The sequence below is a fragment of the Burkholderia sp. E168m15 genome, assembly GCF_016586105.1.
In the GTDB taxonomy this organism is placed as follows: domain Bacteria; phylum Pseudomonadota; class Gammaproteobacteria; order Burkholderiales; family Burkholderiaceae; genus Burkholderia; species Burkholderia orbicola.
Genome location: NZ_BCPO01000044.1, coordinates 14,231 through 32,142 on the forward strand (window position 1 = coordinate 14,231; position 17,912 = coordinate 32,142).

General features: G+C 68.0%; 16 protein-coding genes. 13 read left to right on the top strand and 3 right to left on the bottom strand.

Going from position 1 to position 17,912, the window contains the following annotated elements; translation table 11 throughout:
* Positions 1-229: 229 nt before the first annotated feature.
* Positions 230-877, bottom strand: a complete 648-nt coding sequence (locus JMF86_RS07880) for a TetR family transcriptional regulator (RefSeq protein ID WP_011694295.1) — start codon at positions 875-877, stop codon at positions 230-232.
* A gap of 151 nt (positions 878-1,028) precedes the next feature.
* Between JMF86_RS07880 and JMF86_RS07885 the strand changes: the two genes are divergently transcribed.
* The 8 genes from JMF86_RS07885 (at position 1,029) to JMF86_RS07920 (ending at position 12,575) form a co-directional block, all read left to right on the top strand.
* Complete coding sequence (locus JMF86_RS07885; RefSeq protein ID WP_011545361.1) at positions 1,029-2,231, top strand: MexX/AxyX family multidrug efflux RND transporter periplasmic adaptor subunit; 1,203 nt, start codon at positions 1,029-1,031, stop codon at positions 2,229-2,231.
* A 15-nt stretch (positions 2,232-2,246) separates the two neighbouring features.
* On the top strand, positions 2,247-5,387 hold the full coding sequence (locus tag JMF86_RS07890) for a multidrug efflux RND transporter permease subunit (RefSeq protein WP_201316925.1): 3,141 nt from the start codon (positions 2,247-2,249) through the stop codon (positions 5,385-5,387).
* A complete protein-coding gene (locus JMF86_RS07895) occupies positions 5,387-6,847 on the top strand; it encodes an efflux transporter outer membrane subunit (RefSeq protein WP_011545363.1) in 1,461 nt (486 codons plus the stop codon). The genes JMF86_RS07890 and JMF86_RS07895 overlap by 1 nt, the downstream gene beginning before the upstream one ends.
* An 88-nt stretch (positions 6,848-6,935) precedes the next feature.
* The gene (locus tag JMF86_RS07900) at positions 6,936-7,235 is read left to right on the top strand and encodes a hypothetical protein (protein WP_226133410.1); all 300 of its coding nucleotides are present in this window, start codon (positions 6,936-6,938) and stop codon (positions 7,233-7,235) included.
* Positions 7,236-7,702: 467 nt separating this feature from the next.
* On the top strand, positions 7,703-8,215 hold the full coding sequence (locus tag JMF86_RS07905) for a fimbrial protein (RefSeq protein WP_011545365.1): 513 nt from the start codon (positions 7,703-7,705) through the stop codon (positions 8,213-8,215).
* Between the two features lie 121 nt (positions 8,216-8,336).
* On the top strand, positions 8,337-10,790 hold the full coding sequence (locus JMF86_RS07910) for a fimbria/pilus outer membrane usher protein (RefSeq protein WP_201316927.1): 2,454 nt from the start codon (positions 8,337-8,339) through the stop codon (positions 10,788-10,790).
* Positions 10,791-10,806: 16 nt separating this feature from the next.
* Positions 10,807-11,553, top strand: coding sequence for a molecular chaperone (locus JMF86_RS07915; RefSeq protein WP_054927817.1), 747 nt, complete (start codon positions 10,807-10,809; stop codon positions 11,551-11,553).
* Positions 11,550-12,575 carry a fimbrial protein gene (locus tag JMF86_RS07920; RefSeq protein WP_027812955.1) on the top strand — a complete coding sequence of 342 codons (1,026 nt, stop codon included), beginning with the start codon at positions 11,550-11,552 and terminating at the stop codon, positions 12,573-12,575. Before JMF86_RS07915 ends, JMF86_RS07920 begins: the two co-directional genes overlap by 4 nt.
* Before the next feature lie 223 nt (positions 12,576-12,798).
* On the opposite strand, the gene JMF86_RS07925 is transcribed toward JMF86_RS07920, so the two are convergent.
* Both JMF86_RS07925 and JMF86_RS07930 read right to left on the bottom strand, forming a co-directional pair.
* Entirely contained in the window at positions 12,799-12,936 is a 138-nt protein-coding gene (locus tag JMF86_RS07925; RefSeq protein WP_011545368.1) for an HHHH-motif protein, read from the bottom strand.
* Between the two features lie 46 nt (positions 12,937-12,982).
* A complete protein-coding gene (locus JMF86_RS07930; RefSeq protein WP_054927802.1) occupies positions 12,983-13,234 on the bottom strand; it encodes a hypothetical protein in 252 nt (83 codons plus the stop codon).
* A gap of 293 nt (positions 13,235-13,527) precedes the next feature.
* Here JMF86_RS07930 and JMF86_RS07935 point away from each other — a divergent pair, with 293 nt between their 5' ends.
* The 5 genes from JMF86_RS07935 to JMF86_RS07955 form a co-directional block, all read left to right on the top strand.
* Positions 13,528-14,196 (top strand): RNA polymerase factor sigma-70, encoded by a 669-nt coding sequence (locus tag JMF86_RS07935; RefSeq protein ID WP_027812956.1) that lies wholly within the window; start codon positions 13,528-13,530, stop codon positions 14,194-14,196.
* 85 nt (positions 14,197-14,281) lie between these two features.
* Positions 14,282-14,524, top strand: coding sequence for an MbtH family NRPS accessory protein (locus JMF86_RS07940; RefSeq protein ID WP_006476052.1), 243 nt, complete (start codon positions 14,282-14,284; stop codon positions 14,522-14,524).
* 45 nt (positions 14,525-14,569) lie between these two features.
* Complete coding sequence (locus JMF86_RS07945; protein ID WP_054927803.1) at positions 14,570-15,577, top strand: TauD/TfdA family dioxygenase; 1,008 nt, start codon at positions 14,570-14,572, stop codon at positions 15,575-15,577.
* A complete protein-coding gene (locus JMF86_RS07950) occupies positions 15,577-16,425 on the top strand; it encodes an ABC transporter ATP-binding protein (RefSeq protein WP_053526398.1) in 849 nt (282 codons plus the stop codon). The genes JMF86_RS07945 and JMF86_RS07950 overlap by 1 nt, the downstream gene beginning before the upstream one ends.
* Positions 16,422-17,912 (top strand): iron chelate uptake ABC transporter family permease subunit (locus JMF86_RS07955; protein WP_201316926.1); only part of this gene is annotated, 1,491 nt, incomplete at its 3' end. The genes JMF86_RS07950 and JMF86_RS07955, both read left to right, overlap by 4 nt.

The window sequence follows — 17,912 nt, forward strand, 5'->3', positions numbered from 1 at the left end:
GCCAGGGGCCTGTGTCGTTTCCGTTCGACCCAACCTGCGGGGCAGTGCCCGCTTCGAACGGCGGCGTGCATACCGGGTCGAACCCGGTTATCACGAAGACGCTAAAGAAAGATGACAGCGTCAGTCTACCGATGTTCCGCGAAACGTTAAAAATTTTAAAGAGGGTCAGCTCGTTCGTTTCGCAGTGCGGTAAGTCGGGTTAAATCAGCATTTGTTACGACGATTCTCGTCAGTCCGGCAATTTTTGCGCGCGTCGGCGCAGAGCGGCGGAGGTGCGCACGGCGTCGAAGCCGGCGTCGAGCATCGCCTCGGCGTCGTTCCACAGGTTGCCGCGCAACCGGTTGGTCCAGATCATCGACGCGAACACGCCTTCGAGCAGCGACACGAGATAGACGGCGGCGAGGTGCACGTCGAGATCGACGGCAAGTTCGCCGGCGGCGATCGCGCGACGCAGCAGCGCCTTCGTGATCCGCAGCATCTGCAGCTCGAGCAGCATGCGGCGCCGCTGCAGCGCGCCGTTCTCCTCGCTTTGCTCGCACTTCGTATAGAGAATCACGAGCACGCGCTGCATCGGGCCAGGCTCGCCGCATTCCTGCAGATAGTGCGACGCGGCACGCCGCAGCGTCGCGAACGGCGGCAGGCCGTCGCCCGCGTCGAACCCTTCCGACGTGCGCGCGAACGCGCGGTCGCACATCGCCAGACACACTTCCATCTTGTTGCGGTAGTGGCCGTAGACGGCGCCCCGCGACATCCCGGCGGCCTCGGCGAGGTCCGCCATCGCGGTTTGCGCGACGCCTCTTTCGAGCAGCACGAGCTCGGCGGCGTCGAGGATCCGGTGCTTGATGGCGAGCGATTCTTCCCGGGTCTTGCGGGCCATGTCGTGAAATTCCTTACAGTTCGCTGTCGTTTTATTGAGACAGTGTGTCAGCCAGATTGAAAGCGCGCGTATTTAATCAGTCGTGACTGATTATAATCGGCCACCCTGAGCCGCCGCATTGTATCGGCGGCGAATGATCCGAGGTCAGAACATGAATAACAAACGCACCCAGTGGCGCCGCATGCGGCTGGCGCCGTTCGCGCTCGCGGCCCTGTTGGCCGTGGCCGGATGCGGAAAGGGCGACAAGGATGCCGCGCCGGAGACCGCGAAGCAGGCCACCGTCGTGACGGTGCGCCCGACGGCCGTGCCGATGACTGTCGAACTGCCGGGCCGGCTCGACGCCTACCGGCAGGCGGAAGTCCGCGCGCGGGTCGCGGGCATCGTCATCGCACGCACCTACGAGGAAGGCCAGGAAGTGAAGCAGGGCGCGGTGCTGTTCCGCATCGATCCTGCGCCGCTGAAGGCCGCACGCGACGCCGCGCAGGGCGCGCTCGCGAAGGCGCAGGCCGCCGCGCTCGCGGCGACCGACAAGCGCCGCCGTTACGACGATCTCGTGCGCGACCGCGCGGTGAGCGAGCGCGACCATACCGAAGCCGTCGCGGCCGATACGCAGGCGAAGGCCGAGGTGGCATCCGCGAAGGCCGAACTCGCGCGCGCGCAGTTGCAGCTCGATTACGCGACCGTCACCGCGCCGATCGCGGGCCGCGCACGGCGCGCGCTCGTGACCGAGGGCGCGCTCGTCGGCCAGGACCAGGCGACGCCGCTCACGACCGTCGAGCAGCTCGATCCGATCTACGTGAACTTCTCGCAGCCGGCCGCCGACGTCGACGCCTTGCGTCGCGCGGTGAAGAGCGGGCGCGCGACGGGCATCGCGCAGCACGACGTCGCGGTGACGCTGCTGCGCGCCGACGGCACCGCGTATCCGCTGAAGGGCAAGCTGCTGTTCAGCGATCTCGCGGTCGATCCGACCACCGACACCGTCGCGATGCGCGCGCTGTTCCCCAATCCGGAGCGCGAGCTGCTGCCGGGCGCGTACGTGCGGATCGCGCTCGACACGGCGGTCGACCAGCGGGCGATCCTGGTGCCGCGCGACGCGCTGCTGCGCACCGCCGACCGGACGTCGGTGCGGGTCGTCGGCGCGAACGGCAAGGTCAAGGACGTCGAGGTCACGGCCGACCAGATGAGCGGCCGTGACTGGCGCATCACGCGCGGCCTCGCGGGCGGCGAGCGCGTGATCGTCGACGACGCCGCGCAGTTCGCGCCCGATACGGCCGTCAAGCCCGTCGAAAAAGCGCCGCCGTCGAAGGCGGCGCCGGCAGCGGCCGCTTCGCAGGCGGCCGCCCGTCAAACCTGACCGGTTCAAACCAACATGGCACGTTTCTTCATCGATCGCCCCGTCTTCGCGTGGGTGATCGCCATCTTCATCATGCTGGGCGGCCTGTTCGCGATCCGCGCGCTGCCCGTCGCGCAGTACCCGGACATCGCGCCGCCCGTCGTCAGCATCTATGCGACGTATCCGGGCGCGTCCGCGCAAGTCGTCGAGGAATCGGTGACCGCGCTGATCGAGCGCGAGATGAACGGCGCGCCGGGGCTGCTGTATACGTCCGCGACGAGCAGCGCGGGGGCTGCATCGCTGTACCTGACGTTCAAGCAGGGCGTGAACGCCGATCTCGCGGCCGTCGAAGTGCAGAACCGGCTGAAGACGGTCGATGCGCGCCTGCCCGAGCCGGTGCGCCGCGACGGCATCCAGGTCGAGAAGGCCGCCGACAACATCCAGCTCGTCGTGTCGCTGACCTCCGACGACGGCCGGATGACCGACGTGCAGCTCGGCGAATACGCGTCGGCGAACGTGGTGCAGGCGCTGCGCCGCGTCGAGGGTGTCGGCAAGGTGCAGTTCTGGGGCGCCGAATATGCGATGCGGATCTGGCCGGACCCCGTGAAGCTGGCCGGGCACGGCCTCACCGCGTCGGACATCGCATCGGCCGTGCGTGCGCACAACGCGCGCGTGACGATAGGCGACATCGGCCGCAGCGCGGTGCCGGACAGCGCGCCGATCGCGGCGACGGTGTTCGCGGACGCACCGCTGAAGACGCCGGCCGATTTCGGGGCGATCGCGCTGCGTGCGCAACCCGACGGCTCCGCATTGTTCCTGCGCGACGTCGCGCGCATCGAGTTCGGCGGCAACGACTACAACTATCCGTCGTACGTGAACGGCAAGGTCGCGACCGGGATGGGCATCAAGCTCGCGCCGGGCTCGAACGCGGTGTCCACCGAGAAGCGCGTGCGCGCGACGATGGACGAGTTGTCCAGGTACTTCCCGCCCGGCGTGAAATACCAGATCCCGTACGAGACGTCGTCGTTCGTGCGCGTGTCGATGAACAAGGTCGTCACGACGCTGATCGAGGCCGGCGTGCTGGTGTTCCTCGTGATGTTCCTGTTCATGCAGAACCTGCGCGCGACGCTGATTCCGACGCTCGTCGTGCCGGTCGCGCTCGCGGGCACGTTCGGCGTGATGTATGCGGCCGGCTTCTCGATCAACGTGCTGACGATGTTCGGGATGGTGCTCGCGATCGGCATCCTCGTCGACGACGCGATCGTCGTCGTCGAGAACGTCGAGCGGCTGATGGTCGAGGAAGGGCTCGCGCCATACGACGCGACCGTCAAGGCGATGAAGCAGATCAGCGGCGCGATCGTCGGGATCACCGTGGTGCTGACGTCGGTGTTCGTGCCGATGGCGTTCTTCGGCGGCGCGGTGGGCAACATCTACCGGCAGTTCGCGCTGTCGCTCGCGGTGTCGATCGGCTTCTCGGCGTTCCTCGCGCTGTCGCTGACGCCCGCGCTGTGCGCGACGCTGCTCAAGCCGGTGTCGGGCGACCATCACGAGAAGCGCGGCTTCTTCGGCGGGTTCAACCGCTTCGTCGCGCGGGCGACGCAGCGCTACGCGACGCGGGTCGGCGCGATGCTGAAGAAGCCGGTGCGCTGGCTCGTCGTGTACGGCGCGCTGACCGCGGCGGCCGCGCTGATGCTCACGCAACTGCCGACCGCGTTCCTGCCGGACGAGGACCAGGGCAACTTCATGGTGATGGTGATTCGCCCGCAAGGCACGCCGCTCGCGGAGACGATGCAGAGCGTGCGCGCGGTCGAGTCGGCCATCCGTCGCGACGAGCCGACCGCCTATACGTATGCGCTCGGCGGCTTCAACCTGTACGGCGAAGGGCCGAACGGCGGGATGATCTTCGTCACGCTGAAGAACTGGAAGGAACGCAAGGCCACGCGCGATCACGTGCAGTCGATCGTCGCGCGCATCAACGAGCGCTTCGCGGGCACGCCGAACACGACGGTGTTCGCGATGAACTCGCCGGCGCTGCCCGATCTCGGTTCGTCGAGCGGCTTCGACTTCCGGCTGCAGAACCGCGGCGGGCTCGACTACGCGACGTTCAGCGCCGCGCGCGAGCAACTGCTCGCGGCGGGCGGCAAGGATCGCGCGCTCACCGACCTGATGTTCGCGGGCACGCAGGACGCGCCGCAACTGAAGCTCGACATCGATCGCGCGAAGGCGTCCGCGCTCGGCGTGTCGATGGACGAGATCAACACGACGCTCGCGGTGATGTTCGGCTCCGACTATATCGGCGACTTCATGCACGGCACGCAGGTGCGGCGCGTGATGGTGCAGGCCGACGGGCGGCACCGGCTTGATCCGGACGACGTGAAGAAGCTGCGCGTGCGCAACGCGCGCGGCGAGATGGTGCCGCTCGCGGCGTTCACGACGCTGCACTGGACGCTCGGGCCGCCGCAGCTCACGCGCTACAACGGCTATCCGTCGTTCACGATCAACGGCTCGGCCGCGGCCGGCCACAGCAGCGGCGAGGCGATGAGCGCGATCGAGCGGATCGCCGCGAAGCTGCCGGCCGGCATCGGCTATGCGTGGTCGGGGCAGTCGTTCGAGGAGCGGCTGTCGGGCGCGCAGGCGCCGATGCTGTTCGCGCTGTCGGTGCTCGTCGTGTTCCTCGCGCTCGCGGCGCTCTACGAGAGCTGGTCGATTCCGTTCGCGGTGATGCTGGTCGTCCCGCTCGGCGTGATCGGCGCGGTGCTCGGCGTGACGCTGCGCGCGATGCCGAACGACATCTATTTCAAGGTGGGACTGATCGCGACGATCGGGCTGTCCGCGAAGAACGCGATCCTGATCGTCGAGGTCGCGAAGGATCTCGTCGCGCAGCGCATGTCGCTCGTCGACGCCGCGCTCGAGGCCGCGCGCCTGCGGCTGCGGCCGATCGTGATGACGTCGCTCGCGTTCGGCGTCGGCGTGCTGCCGCTCGCGTTCGCGTCGGGCGCCGCGTCCGGCGCGCAGATGGCGATCGGCACCGGCGTGCTCGGCGGCGTGATCACGGCGACCGTGCTCGCGGTGTTCCTCGTCCCGCTGTTTTTCGTGACCGTCGGCCGCCTGTTCGACGTCGGCCCGCGCCGGCGCGGTGGGGCGCAGCCGACGACGATGGAGGGTTCGCAACCATGATGTTTGCGCTGAATGCACGTGGCGCGCTGCGGGCACCGCTCGCGCTGGCCGCCGCGCTCGCGCTCGCCGGGTGTTCGCTCGCGCCGCGTTACGAGCGTCCGGCCGCGCCGGTGCCGGCGACCTATACGCCGGTCGACGGCGGCACGACGCCGGCCGCCGAACCGGCCACCGCGCAGGATGCCGCGCTGCTCGACGACTGGCATGCGTATTTCACCGATCCGGCGCTGCAGGCGTGGATCGACGCGGCGCTCGCGAACAACCGCGACCTACGGATCGCCGCCGGCCGGCTCGAGGAGGCACGTGCGCTGTACGGCGTGCAGCGCGCGGACCGGATGCCGTCGGTCGATGCGAATCTCGGCTATGAACGCGCGCGCCAGTACGACCCGGTCGTGCGCGAAAGCGCGATCAGCGGGCTGTATCGCGCGGGTGTCGGCGTCAGCGCGTACGAGCTCGACCTGTTCGGCCGCGTGCGCAGCCTGTCCGAGGCGGCGCTCGCCGACTATTTCGCGACGGCCGATGCGCAGCGCACGGTCCGCATCGGCGTGATCGCCGAAGTGGCGGGCGCATACGTTTCCGAACGATCGTTGCACGAGCAACTGGCGCTCGCCCAGCGCACGCTCGATGCGCGCGAGCGGATGGCCGCGCTCACGCAACGCCGCTATGCCGCCGGCACGAGCGACGCGATCGAGCTGCGTTCGGCCGAGATGCTGGTGGCGTCCGCGCGCGCGTCGCAAGCCGCGCTGCAGCGCGAGCATGCGCAGGCCGTCCGCGCGCTGCAACTGCTGGCGGGCGATTTCGCGCGCAACGTGCCCGACGACGCGACCGCGCTTGACACGCTGTCGATCGCGCCCGTGGCGCCGGGTGCGCCGAGCCAGTTGCTCGAACGGCGGCCGGACATCCGGCAGGCCGAGGGGCGGCTGAAGGCCGCGAACGCGAACATCGGCGCGGCGCGCGCGGCGTTCTTCCCGCGCATCGCGTTGACGACCGACTACGGCTCGGTGAGCGACGCGTTCTCGAACCTGTTCGCGGCCGGCACGAGCGTATGGACGTTCGCACCGCGCATCACGCTGCCGATCTTCGCGGGCGGACGCAATCGCGCGAACCTCGACGTTGCGCACGCGCGCAAGGACATTGCGGTCGCCGAATACGAGAAGGCAGTGCAGACCGCATTTCGCGAAGTGGCCGATGCGTTCGCCGCGCGCGACTGGATCGACCGGCAGCTGACCGCGCAGCAGGACGTGTATGCGGCGGACGGCGCGCGGCTGAAGCTCGCGGAGCGTCGTTATGCGGGTGGTGTCGCGACCTATCTCGAACTGCTCGACGCGCAGCGCAGCACGTACGAGTCGGGGCAGGAGCTGATCCGGCTCAGGCAGCTCAGGCTGGCGAATGCGATCGCGCTGTATCGCGCGCTCGGCGGCGGCTGGGCGCCGGCCACGGCGGAGGCCGCGGCTTCCGCGTGACGGCCGATGCGTCGCCCGACGCCGCGGCGTGTCGGGTGGCATGACGGCGGTCGCGCGCGTCGACGTGCGACCGCCGCTTCGACAGGGCATGCTGCCCGTCGTACCGCCGATCGTCATCGGCGCTTCCTTTCGCTGTTCAGCGCATCCGCTCGTCGCGTTCCCATCCAGCAGCACCGCGAAAGGGTGGCTTTCGCCGCACCCGCATCCACATCCGCAAACCGATCGTGCCGCCCGTCGGCGCAAACGTGTGCCGCACTTCTTCCGCTTTTTCATCTCGCCCGATCCGGCATGTCAGCCGCGTTCCAGAGGCCGCGCCTGCATATCTGCAATTGACGATCTAATTAATCAATGTATTGGAATTAATGGCGGCGGCAAAATGTCGCGGTAAAACGTTTGTATGCTTTTCGCAATCGTTTGCGCGATAAATCCGTATCGAATGAATGTCGCCGTTCATTTCCTGTCAGTTGAAAATGAATCGATATCCACGTTGTAATCGGACAACGATGGCGGCGTTGGACAATGTTTTGTCTTTTGAGTGGCGGGGCTGCACAAGCCAATACCGGCAAGGGAGAGCGGGATGGCGGCGATTATCGGCAAGAAATTCCCTTAATCTTCAATTGGTTCCGGAAAATAAAAAAGGACTGCGGACAAAAATTCCTGGATTGAAAATTAAAGGGAAGGAATGAGGTTTTAGAGGGCTGAATCGAACATTGTCAGAATCATTTGACAATGATTTACAGAAATCTTTCACGGTTATCTCGATAATGCCGCCTCGTGTCGGACGGGAGCCACCATGCGCTGCCGTTTGTGTCCGCCACGTCGTCCATTCCAATCGCACTCCTTACGGGAAACGTCATGAAAAAATCCATCCTGTCCGCCGTCGCACTCGCGGCCCTGTCCACCTCGGCCTTCGCAGCGGGCACCGGCACGATCAACTTCACGGGCGAAATCGTCGCGGGCGCATGCGGCATCGACTCGAACTCGGTCAACCAGACCGTGCAGCTCGGCAAGGTGCCGACCAACAAGTTCAAGCAAGCCGGCGACAAGTCGGACCCGGTGTCGTTCGACATCAAGCTGACCGACTGCGACACCAGCATCGCGCAGAACGCGTACTTCACGTTCACGGGCACGTCGAGCGCCGGCCAGCCGAAGCTGCTCGCCACGATCGGTTCGGCCACCAACGTCGGCATCCGCCTGCAAGCCGCGTCGGGCGAATACCTCGACAACGGCGCCGAGCAGAAGGCCCCGACGCTGCTGCAGAACGGCACGAACACCGCGCGCTTCGCCGCGATGTACGAAGCGACGGCAGCCGGCGTGACGCCGGGTACCGCCGACGGCGTCGCGAACTTCACGGTCCGCTACCAGTAAGCGTCCGTACCGGAGGAGGGATGCGTGCATCCCTTCCTCCTGCCTCTTTCCTCCCGTTTCCTTCTCCCTGGACTCCCGGTAGCGCCGCGTGCGAATCAGACATTCCTTCCTTTGCGTCTCCGTGCTGGTCGTCGGCAGCCAGAGCCAGGCGACGGAATTCAATTCGTCGTTCCTCGACATCGACGGAACGAGCAACGTCGACCTGTCGCAGTTCTCGCAGCCGGACTTCACGTTGCCCGGCGAGTACATGCTCGACGTGCAGGTCAACGACCTGTTCTACGGGCTGCAAGCGATCGAGTTCATTGCGCTCGATGCATCGGGCGCGGGCAAGCCGTGCCTGCGGCCGGAACTCGTCGCCCAGTTCGGGCTGAAGCCGTCGCTCGCGAAGGACCTGCCGCGCTTCCAGGGCGGGCGGTGCGTCGATCTCGGCGCGATCGAGGGCGCGACCGTGCGTTACCTGAAAAGCGACGGGCGGCTCAAGATTACGATTCCGCAGGCCGCGCTCGAGTTCACCGATTCGACCTACCTGCCGCCGTCGCGGTGGTCCGAAGGCATTCCGGGCGCGATGCTCGACTATCGCGTGATCGCGAACACGAACCGCAACTTCGGGGCGGGCGGCGGGCAGACGAATTCGATCCAGGCCTACGGGACGATTGGCGCGAACTGGGATGCGTGGCGTTTTCGCGGCGACTACCAGGCGCAATCGAACGTGGGCAATACGGCGTACGCGGATCGCACGTTCCGCTTCAGCCGGCTTTATGCGTTTCGCGCGCTGCCGTCGATCCAGTCGACGGTGACGTTCGGCGACGACTACCTGACCTCCGACATCTTCGATACGTTCGCGCTGACGGGCGCGTCGATCCGCAGCGACGACCGCATGCTGCCGCCGTCGCTGCGCGGCTATGCGCCGCTGATCTCGGGCGTCGCGCGCACCAACGCGACCGTGACCGTGTCGCAGGCCGGCCGCGTGCTGTACGTGACGCGCGTGTCGCCGGGCGCGTTCGCGCTGCAGAACATCAACACGAGCGTGCAGGGCACGCTCGACGTGGCGGTCGAGGAAGAAGACGGCAGCGTGCAGCGCTTCCAGGTGACGACGGCCGCCGTGCCGTTCCTCGCGCGTACCGGCCAGTTGCGCTACAAGGCGGCGGTCGGCAAGCCGCGCCTGTTCGGTGGCGGCGGCATTACGCCCTTCTTCGGCTTCGGCGAAATCGCGTACGGCCTGCCGTTCGACATCACGGCCTATGGCGGCTTCATCGCCGCGTCGGGCTACACGTCGGTCGCACTCGGCGTCGGCCGCGATTTCGGCGCGTTCGGCGCGGTGTCGGCCGACGTGACGCACGCGCGGGCGAAGCTGTGGTGGAGCGGCGCGACGCGCAACGGCAACTCGTACCGCATCAACTATTCGAAGCACTTCGACGGGCTTGATGCCGACGTGCGCTTCTTCGGCTACCGCTTCTCCGAGCGCGAATATACGAACTTCGCGCAGTTCTCCGGCGACCCGACGTCATACGGCCTCGCCAACAGCAAGCAGCGCTATTCGGCGACGCTGTCGAAGCGCTTCGGCGACACGTCGACCTATTTCTCGTACGACCAGACGACCTACTGGGCGCGTTCGTCCGAGCAGCGGGTCGGCCTGACGCTCACGCGCGCGTTCTCGATCGGCACGCTGCGCAACCTGAACGTGAGCGTGTCGGCATTCCGCACGCAGAGCGCGGGCGCGAGCGGCAACCAGTTCTCGGTCACCGCGACGCTGCCGATCGGCGGCCGTCACACCGTCACGTCGAACCTGACGACGGGCAGCGGTAGCACCAGCGCGAACGCCGGCTACATCTACGACGATTCGGCCGGCCGTACCTACCAGGTCAACGCGGGCGCGACCGACGGCCGCGCGTCGGCGAACGCGAGCTTCCGCCAGCGCACGTCGGCGTACCAGCTCAACGCGCAGGCGTCGACGCTCGCCAATGCGTATGCGGCCGCGTCGCTCGAAGTCGACGGCTCGTTCGTCGCGACGCAGTACGGCGTGTCCGCGCACGCGAACGGCAATGCGGGCGATACACGGTTGCTGGTGTCGACCGACGGCGTGCCCGACGTGCCGCTGTCCGGCACGCTCACGCATACCGATTCGCGCGGCTACGCGGTGCTCGACGGTATCTCGCCGTACAACGTGTACGACGCGACCGTCAACGTCGAGAAGCTGCCGCTCGAAGTGCAGGTGACGAACCCGATCCAGCGCATGGTGCTGACCGACGGCGCGATCGGCTTCGTGAAGTTTTCCGCCGCGCGCGGCAGCAACCTGTACCTGACGCTGACCGATGCGGCCGGCAAGCCGCTGCCGTTCGGGGCGTCGGTGCAGGACGCGGCGAACGGCAAGGAACTCGGCATCGTCGGCGAGGGCGGTGCGGCGTTCCTGACTCAGGTTCAGCCGAAATCCACGCTGGCGGTGCGGGCGGGCGAACGGACGCTCTGCACGATCGACGCATTGCCGAACCAGCTTCAACTCGAAGGCACGTCGATCCCGGTGACGTGCCAGCCGCCCGGCGAGTCGCATGCAGCGGCCGCGCGGGGCGAACGATGATTTCACGGACCCAGCGATGAAGCATTCCTTTTCCCTTTCCCTCCCGCGGCGCGCGCTGTGTGCGTTCGCCACCGCCGGCGCGCTGCTTGCCGGCGCCGCCCATGCGGCGATCGTGCCCGATCGCACGCGCGTGATCTTCAACGAGGGCGAACAGGCCGCGATCGTGACGATCACCAACAAGAGCACGACGTATCCGTATCTCGTGCAGTCGTGGCTCGAAGATGCGAACGGCAACAAGATCACGTCGCCGCTGATGGTCGTGCCGCCGCTGCAGCGGGTCGAGGCGAACGAGCGCAACGTGCTGCGGATCGCGAAGCTGCCCGGTACGCAACTGCCGGCCGATCGCGAAACGGTGTTCTACCTGAACATCCGCGAAGTGCCGCCGAAGACCGACACGCCGAACACGCTGCAGATCGCGCTGCACACGCAGATGAAGCTGTTCTACCGGCCGAAGGCCGTGCAGCCCGCGCGCGACGAGGATTGGACGCTGCCGATGACGCTGCGGGTGGATGCGGCCGCGCACAAGCTGGTGTTCGACAATCCGACGCCTTACCACGTGACGGTGGTCGACGTGAGCGCGGGCGCGCAGAAGACGCCGGTGCCGATCGAGCCGGTCATGGTGAGCCCGATGAGCACGGCCGACGTGCCGTTCAAGGCCGCGACGCCGTCGACGCTGTTCGTCACGCATATCGACGACTACGGCGGCCAGGTGGCGGTCGAGTATGCGTGCGAGGCCGGTGCGTGCAAGAGCGTGAAGAAATGAGCGGGGTCGCGAGACAACGCGTGTCGCCGCTCGCGGCGTGGCTGCGCTGGGTCGTGCTCGCGGTGCTGATCGCGGCGGTGCAGCCCGCATGGGCGCTGCGCTGCCTGACCAACAGCGGCGCGACCTCGTTGACCGAGCCGATCGGCGGCGTGGCGTCGTATCCGACCGACGCGCCGGACGGCTATGTGATCTGGGTGTCGCCGGTACGCACGACGTCGGGGTATTGCTACAAGGATCTGGGTGATGCCGGCAGCCTGAAGGTCGTCGACAACATTTACTTCTACGCGAATCCGAATCGCACGGACCCGGCCGCATGGGGGCTCGAGATCGGCATCCGCTACAAGGGCGTCGATTATTTCGACAAGACCAGCAATCGCGGCGGCGGGGTGTTTACCGGATATTCGGTGCCGCCGTGCAGCAGGTACGACTTCGACCGCGGGCGTTGCCAGCGGACAAGCATCAGCATCGACTATCAGGTCGTCGTGCGCAAAAGAGGCAACTGGGTCCAGCCGCCGAGCGATATCTATACGGTGTTCCAGTTCGACGGCGAGTTCGGGCTGAATGCGTTCGGCACGAGCTTCCAGTACCGCCTGAGCGGCCTGCGCAACCTCAAGCCGACGCCGTGCTTCGTCGACGTGCTCGTGACGCCCGAACCGGGCATCGTCAATTTCGGGCAGGTGCAGGCGGTCGGCAACGGCTTCCTGCCGGCGGTGCCGCGCAAGCGCTTTTCGCTGTCGCTGACCAAGAAGTGCAACGTCGCGGTGCGGGTGGACGGGTACTTCGAAACGAGCTATCCGGTTCAGAACGGCTTGCTGGTTCCCGCGAAGGACAGCAATTTCGGTATCGGCATCGAGGACAGCCAGGGCAAGGCGATTCCGTTCAACGAACAGTTCAACCTCGCGCAATTCCCGTCCAACGTCATGAACCAGAGCGTATTGATGGACGCGGTGCTGAAGTCGTTCGGGCCGCCGAAGATCGGCCGGTTCGACGCGACGGCGACGATCCGGTTGTTCATCTATTGATATCGAGGGCGATGCCCGGGCCACATCCATCCGCGTGGCGCGCCATCCGGGGAACGGATGGCGCGGCGCGTTCGCGAAAGCAGGATTGGCTTCGACCAGCACCGGCCTGACGCTCGCGACGCCGTGCGCGTGAATCCCGATACGGCGGCACCCGCGCAATTCGAGCCGCCAAAACGAAAAAGCGCCGGCGTGCCGGCGCTTTCCCGCATCTGCCGCGCGATGCTCAACGCACCCAGTGGCACACCCGGTGATGGTGATGCTCGAAGTGACACACGCGGTGCGGATGCGCTTCGGCGATGGCCGGCACGAGCACGGCAGCGGCCACGGCGGCGGCGGTGAGGGTTTTCAGTAGCGTCTTCATGTCGAGGTCCTGTCGTTCAATGATGGATCAAGGGTGCGCAGCGGCATCACCACTGCGGCCGGGGTTCGTCGCGGCGGTCGTCCCGGTAGTCGTCCCGTCGATCGTCGCGGCGGTCGTCACGCGGGCCGGCATGCCGGGCTTCCCAGTCGCGGCGCTCCCAGTAGCGATTTCCGTCCCAGTAACGATCGCCATGCCAGCCGATCGTGACTTCGGCCGGGCCAGGGTAGGCGACGCAGCCGGTGAGCATCACGCTCGACAGTGCGCCCACCATGACGGCGGATAACACGATGGATTTCATGTTGTTCTCCCTTGGAAACGGCAAGTCGATCGTACGAGCCCCCGAAATTTCACGTGGTAAGAAGTTGCTACCGCCGATGACACGTGCAAGCCCGTCGTCGGCAGCGTGAAAGCCTGCGTCGGCGAAGTGAAGGCAGTCCGCGTGGCCCGGGCGCGTACGCGTCCACTCCGGCAACGATTCCGGCAATTGTTCAGACAAATCCCGACAACCGAAAGGGACATCCTGTAATCGGATTGAGAATGATTTGCGTTTACGTTAAATTGCGCTATCTCGGAATTTGACGGAGCAGATCGATGGCCATGGCGGAAGTGCTCGACCGACCGGCGGCGGCAGCGGCAAACCCGTTTCTCGGCAGTTATCCGGACCTGCCGCCGCGCGCCGCGCCGCGTGCGCGCCGGGCGTCCCAGCCCGCTGCGCAGGGCGCGCTGCTCGACGTGCTGATCTCGCATCGCGCGATGCTGGTCAACGTCGCGCGCGGCTTCGTCGGCTGCGCGAGCCGCGCGGAAGACGTCGTGCACGACGTGTTCGTGAAGCTCGTCGAATTCCCGAACCAGGACGCGGTGCGCCAGCCGGTCGCGTACGTGACGCGGATGGTGCGCAATGCGTCGATCGACGCGTGCCGCCGGCAAAGCCTCGAAAACGTCTATCACACGGAAGAGGACGACGGCTACGACGTGCCGTCGCCCGAGCCGACGCCGGAAGCCGCGCTGATGACGCGCGATACGCTGCGGCGCGTGTGGGCCGCGCTCGACGACCTGCCGGCGCGCAGCCGGGCGGCATTCGAGATGGTGCGGCTGCGCGAGGAGACGCTGCAGACCGCGGCGCGCGCGCTGAACGTGTCGCAGACGCTCGTGCATTTCATGGTGCGCGACGCGGAACGTCACTGCGCGGAATGCCTCGATGCGTGCCATCGCGGCGTCGCGTGCCCGGTGTTCCTGGGCGGCCGCGCGCGGCGGCGGTAAAAAAACGCGCCGGCCAACCGTCTATCAGACAGGAGCGGCCGAATTCGCCGCTTCGCCTCCTTCAACCGCCCAGCGATTTCCGATCATGACGCAAGCCCCGACGCCTTCCGCCGACACCGACGATCTCGTCTATACGGTCGTCATCAACGACGAAGAACAGTATTCGATCTGGCCGACGTTCCGGCCCGTGCCGGCCGGCTGGCGCGAGGTCGGCGTGAGCGGCCCGAAGGCCGACTGTCTCGCGCACATCGAGACCGTCTGGACCGACATGCGCCCCGCGAGCCTGCGCCGCGCGATGGACGGCGAGCGCGCGACGCGCGCGTCGTGACCCGTTGTGCCGCGTGTGCGGCGCACCACCTGAAGAGGACGTTGCATGACCCTGCTTTCGTTGCCGACGCTCGACGACCTGCGTATCGAGCCGGGGCTGCCCACCGTCGTGTCGCCGCGCGGCAGCGACGGGATGTCGATCGACGACGTCGCGCCGCTGGCGCGCGAGATCGCGGCCGACACGCTCGAACGGGCGGGCGGCGTGCTGTTCACGGGCTTTCACGTGCCGTCGATCGACGCGTTCCAGCAATTCGCGGCCTCGTTCGGCGATCCGCTGATCGGCTATGAATACGCGTCGACGCCGCGCAGCCAGGTCGAAGGCGCGGTCTACACGTCGACCGAATACCCGCCGCACCGCGCGATTCCGCTGCACAACGAGCAGTCGTACACGCGCGAATGGCCGCTGCGGATCTGGTTCCACTGCGCGCTGGCCGCGCCGAAGGGCGGGGCGACGCCGATCGCGGACAGCCGCGCCGTGTATCGCGCGCTCGATCCGGCGCTCGTCGCGCGCTTCGAGAAACGCGAGCTGCTGTACGTGCGCAATTTCGGGCAGGGGCTCGATCTGCCGTGGCAGCAGTCGTTCGGCACCGACGAGCCGGCCGAGGTCGAGCGGATGTGCGCGGCGCGCGGCATCGAATGTGCGTGGCGCACCGACGACGACGGCGAGCTGCTGCTGCGCACGCGCGAACGCTGCCAGGCCGTCGCGCGTCATCCGCGCACCGGCGAGCGCGTGTGGTTCAACCAGGCGAACCTGTTTCACCTGTCGGCGCTCGACGACGACATGCAGGAAGCGCTCGTCGACGCGGTCGGGCTCGAGAACGTGCCGCGCAACGTGTATTACGGCGATGGCGAGCCGCTGGAGGCGGATGCGCTCGCGCAGATCCGCGGCGTGCTCGACCAGCAGCGCATCGTGTTCCCGTGGCGCACCGGCGACGTGCTGATGCTCGACAACATGCTGACCGCGCATGCCCGCGACCCGTTCGAGGGGCCGCGCAAGGTCGTCGTCGCGATGGCGCAGAGTTACACGGTCCCGCGCGACCGAACGGAGGATTGATGACGCGTAGTACCGCCGCGCTTGCCGCGCGCGGGCTGTCGGTGGGATATCGCGACCATGTCGTGATCGACGGGCTGGACCTGTCGATCGCGGCCGGCCGCGTAACCGCGCTGTGCGGACCGAACGGCTGCGGCAAGAGCACGCTGCTGCGCACGCTTGCGGGCCTGCAGCCCGCGCGTGCCGGCCATGTCGAAGTGAACGGCCAGCCGCTCGCGTCGTTTCGCCGTCGCGCGCTCGCGCGCGAGCTGACGATGCTCGCGCAGTTCAACCAGATTCCGTCGGGCCTCACCGTGCGCGAGCTCGTCGCGTACGGACGCTATGCGTACGGAGGCTTCCTGCGCGGCCTGTCGCGCGCCGATCAGGCGGCGATCGACGAGGCGCTCGACACGAGCGGCCTCGCGGGCGACGCGGAGCGCGACGTCGGTGCGCTGTCGGGCGGCGAACGCCAGCGCGCGTGGATCGCGATGGCGCTTGCGCAGCAGGCGCCGATCGTGCTGCTCGACGAACCGACGACCTATCTCGACATTCATCACCAGCTCGACATCCTCGATGCGCTGCGTACGCTGAACCGCGCGCGCGGCCTGACGATCGTGTGGGTGCTGCACGACCTGAACCAGGCGGCCGCGTACAGCGACGAGATCGTGCTGATGCGCGCGGGCCGCCTCGTCGCGCAGGGCACGCCCGACGCGATGCTCGACCCGGCGCGCCTGCGCGCGGCATTCGGCGTCGAGATGCTGAAGCTCGCGCATCCGCAGACGGGCGCGCCGATGTGCGTGCCGGCCTACGGGCCGTCGACCGACGGCGCGCCGCAGGCGGCCGGCGTGTTCGATCGGGATCTCGCCGTATGACGACGTTCGCGATGCGCAAGCGCCTCGCGGCGGCGGGCAGAGGGGCGACCCGCGGGCGGGCCGGCGCGATCGCGTTCGGCCTCGTCGCGTTGATCGCGCTGCTCGCGGCGCTGCGGATCGCCCCCGATCTGCGCGTGTGGTGGGACGCGGCGCCCGGCAGCGATGCCGCGTCGCTCGCGCACGTGTTCCTGTTCGACCTCAATCTGCCGCGCGTGGCGGCCGCGCTCGTCGCGGGCGGCTGCCTCGGCATCGCCGGCGCGCTGTTCCAGTCGCTCACGCGCAATCCGCTCGCGTCGCCCGACCTGCTCGGCGTGACGGGTGGCGCCCAGCTCGGCCTGCTCGCGGCGATGCTGGTGCCGGCGCTGGCGGGCGTCGCGACGGTGCCGCTGCTGTTCGTGTGCGGGCTCGTCGCGGCCGCGTGCGCGATCGTCGCGGCGGGCGGCTGGCGCGCGACGCCGTTGCGGCTCGTGCTCGCGGGCAGCGTATGCATGCTGCTGTTCGCCGCGCTGTCGACACTGGTGCTCGCGTTCTTCGAGCAGAACATCGCGGGCGCCGCGCTGTGGACCAACGGCAGCCTGTACCAGCCGGGCGCGACGGGCCTCGCGCTCGCCGCGCGCTGGCTCGTCGTGCCGCTCGCCGCGCTGCCGTTCGTGATCCGGCCGCTGAATCCGCTCACGCTCGGCGACGATGCGGCGGCCGCGGCCGGCGTGCGCGTCGATGCGACGCGGCTCGCCGCGACGATCGTCGCGGTCGCGTTCACGAGCGTGGCCGTCAGCATCGCGGGCCCGCTGTCGTACGTCGGCCTCGTCGCGCCGAACCTGCTGCGCCAGGTGCGTGGCGCGCGTGCGGCGCGGCTCGGCGTGCTGGTGCCGCTGTCGGCGCTCGCCGGCGGCGCGCTCGTGCTGGTCACCGACAGCGCGGTGCTCGCGTCGGGCCTCGACGCGACGCTGTCGACCGGCGTCGCGATCGCGCTGGTCGGCACGCCGTTGATGCTCGCGATGATCCGGCGCGGCGCCGCGTGGTCGGGCGTGCTGCATGCGGATGCCGAACGCGCGGCGGGTGGCGGCTCGACGCGGCTCGTCGGCTGGCTCGAACGGCTCGGCTGGCCGCTGCGCACCGCGTTGTTCGTCGTGGCGGGCGGGCTGGTGGTTTTCGTCGGCGTGTCCGCCGGCCCCGAATGGCTGTCGCCCGCGCGCTGGTCGGCGGCGCTGTCCGGTCACGATGCGCTCGCGCGGATGCTGATCGACCTGCGCATGCCGCGCCTGCTGTGCGCGTTGCTCGCCGGCGCGTTGCTGGCGGTCAGCGGCGTCGCGATGCAGAGCGTCGTGCGCAATCCGCTCGCGGGCCCCGAAGTGCTCGGCGTCACGCAGGGTGCGGGGCTCGTCACGCTGTTCGCGTTGTCGACGTGGCCGCTGATGGGCCACGTGACGCTGGCCGCCGCCGCGCTGATCGGCGGCGGGCTGTCGCTCGCGATCACGCTCGCGCTG